Here is a 3,231-nt window from a genome sequence, read left to right on the forward strand (position 1 = left end):
ACCACGGTGCCCTTGGCGAGAACGCTGAAGTAGATGGAGATCTTCTCCGGCACGCCATTGATCTACTGGAGTCCGTTCGCACCCAGGGTGAGAACGATCCCTACTGGAACGCCCGGATGGGCTACTCCTGCCTGATGGCATACAGCTCCGCAGCCACCGCCTATGAATACGCAAAACGCTGGCTGGCTCTGGCCCCGGATGACCCGGACGCCCAAAAGCTGGTGCGGGACTGCGAGGAGTATCTGGAGGAGGGAAATTCCTTGGAACTGGATTGGAATGAGCGGGAGGAGATTATCCGGCGGGAGACCATTCCCCCTGCCGACGATGACATCCTCGGCCATGTGAAAGTACATATCGACCAGCAGTTCGGTGTCTATACCCAGCTCCTCACAGACAACAGCGACCCAGATTACCCGTTGGAGATCGCCGTCATCCCGCCCCGGCTGGATCATGACTACTACACCCTGGTTACTGTGGGCCTGAGCCGGCATCGGATGGGTTTCCCGGAGGAGCGTCGGGAGGAAAAACTGGAACGGGCGGAGCTACTCATCAACCTGCCCCGAGACTGGAGGCTGACAAAGGCGGACTGTCGGGAGGAGCGGTGGAACTGGCCCATCCGGATGATGCTGGCCACCGCCCACTTCGCCATGGAGGACCCGGAGGTAGGGCTGGAATCCAGGACTACACTGGATGAGGGTGAGGATGGCATCCCCTTCGCGGAGAACACGGAGCTGCGTGGTGAGATCCTACTCTGTCCCGGTGTGTTTGGGACGGACTCCTTTTTCTGCCGCCTGCCGGACGAGGACGAAGTCAACTTCTATCAGGTGATTCCCCTCTATCGGGAGGAGATCCAATACAAGTTGGAGCACGGCTCGGACGCCCTGCTGGACCTCTGCCCGGACGAGAGCTTGGAGGTCATCAATCCGCACCGGCTCAATGTGGTCACAGACCGGGAGAAAATCAGCTACGACCCGGCGGAGATGGACAACGCCGCAGAGCAGATCAAGAAGATCCGGGCACTTCACCTGCCAGTAGATGAAGTGGATGCCTGCAATCGGATGGCCTTCTTCCTGGGCTGGGCTATGAAACGGGGCCAAATGAGCAACCCCTTCCTCTCCCGCTATCGGGAGGTGGTGGAGGCGGTTCGGGCCGGAAAGGGGCCTGATCTACGGGTGTTCATCCTGGATAATCTGGATGGGAAATTGTCTACTCAGTTCTTTGACCGGAGAGGCTCTGGCTTTGCCCAGTGGTACGCCCAGGACAACCGTTCTAACCCCTATGTCTACCTCCGGGACTGCCGGAATATCGTCTTGGCCAGGCTCAAAGACCGCGTCTGGAACAGTATTGCGGAAAAAGAAGCGGCCTACCTACTTCTACCATATACCGAAGAAATCCGTCAGAGTGTGGAGCAGCTGTTGGATGAGCGGTATCAACAGTATCTGGAAGCGGAATTTGCAGATGACCCCGAGGAGCGCGTGGCGCGGGCAGCGGAAGGGAAACCGGCTGTCATTCCCGACTGGGACGGCCCTCTGTTCTGCTACGCTTCCGACCGCGTCGCCCAGGATGGGTGCAAGGTGCAGATTATGGACCGGCTGTTCCCCGAGCGCGAGGATATGGGTTGGGAGAGCGGTTGGGCCTTCTACTCCGGGGATGAGGGCGATGTGTACGGCGAAGGTGATGAATACTACGAGTCGCACTGCGGCTTCTATGATATTCGTGACATCTGCCGCATCGACCCAGACATTATCCGATTTCTGAACCTACCTTACGGAACCATGCAGATGCGCAGTGAAGATGGAGCATGGTATGAGGTGATACGCGATGACGAAGGTGAGGAGGAAACTTAAATGAATGGCGAGCAGATCACAGCTTTTTTACAGGCACACTGGGAGTGGGTGACTTTGATCATGGGCATTGTGTCCGTGGCTGGCTCAATTCTGAATTGGAACTGGATGTGCGACCCCACCGGTAAGCCGGACTCTCACCGCTATGGCCGCGGCTCCAGGCGAGTGATCTTCTTCCTACTGGGAATCGTGCTGATTGTGACCAGCATCATGTCCTGGGTGCTGTAAGGAGGACGAACGATGAGCGAAAAATATCCTACCTGGCTCACCGGCCATGTGAAGGAGTGGGCACAGAAACGCCTGCCCTCCGTGACATTGTGTTCTACCACTGGCAATGAACTGCTGGAGGTTTGGTACTACGGTGACCTGTTGACCTTAAACGCAGAACCACAGCTATATATTGTTCCCAGTTATTTCGCTCCCGAACTTGTGACAGCTCGTGACCCGGAGAGTGGCGAGGAATTCGTCATCTTCGACGGCGGGCGGCATGGCTACGACAATATGTTCTGCGATGAACATGATCCATCCGAGCTGGAACACCGCTCCCTCAAGCGGTATGAGATCCCCGCCTCCAAGCTGGTGCTGGAGCTGGGGTACAGCGTGGACTACGAGGACGAAAAAGAAGACTTCGAACCGGATGAGGCGGATACTGTGGAACTGATCAGCGGCGAGCGTATGCCTTGGGAACAGGTCAAGCGGGACGGCATCGACTATATCGCCCTTTACTATGTGAACGAAAAAGGAAAACAAGTCCAGATTTTGGACGCAGAGTTGGCATGAGTATGGTAATTCAATCCTTTGAAAAGCTGCACGACAACAGAGCCCTGCGCTACTGCGCTGACTTTGAAGCCCACACACTGCACATGGATACCCAGACCGAGACCGGAGAGAAAGTATCTGTTCGCTTTGCCGGCCTGCTGGCCCACTGGTTTGAAAATGTGATCCAGGACAACATCCTCTTCGGCATGGACGAGATCACCGTGGACGGGTTTTTCCAGCAGTACAAAGACCTGCTGGGCGGGACCATCTCTTACGGCTTTCCCGCCTGCTGCAGCATCGAGGAACTGCGGAAGCGCATGGAACGGGAGCACATCCGGGTATTTGTCATCGACTCTTCCCTTGGACTGTGCGGATTTGTACTGGCTCAGGAGGTGGAACTGCAATGTCCATAACTGCCTATAAAGTGGAAGCCGTCGGTCATGACCGAACCGGCAAGGACTTCGGTTATGTGAATATCATGTACCGATACGGCAACAAGCAGTCCTGTCCCCGGCCAGATCAATGTGAAAAGATGGAGGTCATGTGGGCGGACGAGAGCGTCTATGGGCCGCCTGCTCCTGGCAGCAAGGTGGGCGACTTTATACAGACATGGCTGATGGGCTCCTGG

Annotated in this window: 4 protein-coding genes and 1 pseudogene; all 5 read left to right on the forward strand. The window is 56.5% G+C overall.

Annotated elements, in window-relative coordinates:
- On the forward strand, window positions 1-1,847 hold a 1,847-nt coding region (locus B5F88_RS18765), incomplete at its 5' end, for a DUF2185 domain-containing protein (protein WP_087348999.1).
- Window positions 1,848-2,072, forward strand: coding sequence for an Imm17 family immunity protein (locus tag B5F88_RS18770; protein ID WP_087349001.1), 225 nt, complete (start codon window positions 1,848-1,850; stop codon window positions 2,070-2,072).
- A 12-nt stretch (window positions 2,073-2,084) separates the two neighbouring features.
- Window positions 2,085-2,624 (forward strand): hypothetical protein, encoded by a 540-nt coding sequence (locus B5F88_RS18775; protein WP_087349003.1) that lies wholly within the window; start codon window positions 2,085-2,087, stop codon window positions 2,622-2,624.
- Entirely contained in the window at window positions 2,621-3,016 is a 396-nt protein-coding gene (locus B5F88_RS18780) for a hypothetical protein (protein WP_087349005.1), read from the forward strand. Before B5F88_RS18775 ends, B5F88_RS18780 begins: the two co-directional genes overlap by 4 nt.
- Window positions 3,007-3,231 (forward strand): annotated as a pseudogene (locus B5F88_RS18785) (hypothetical protein); the annotation flags it as partial. The gene B5F88_RS18780 and the pseudogene B5F88_RS18785, both read left to right, overlap by 10 nt.

Source organism: Flavonifractor sp. An306, assembly GCF_002159455.1.
Lineage (GTDB): Bacteria > Bacillota > Clostridia > Oscillospirales > Oscillospiraceae > Flavonifractor.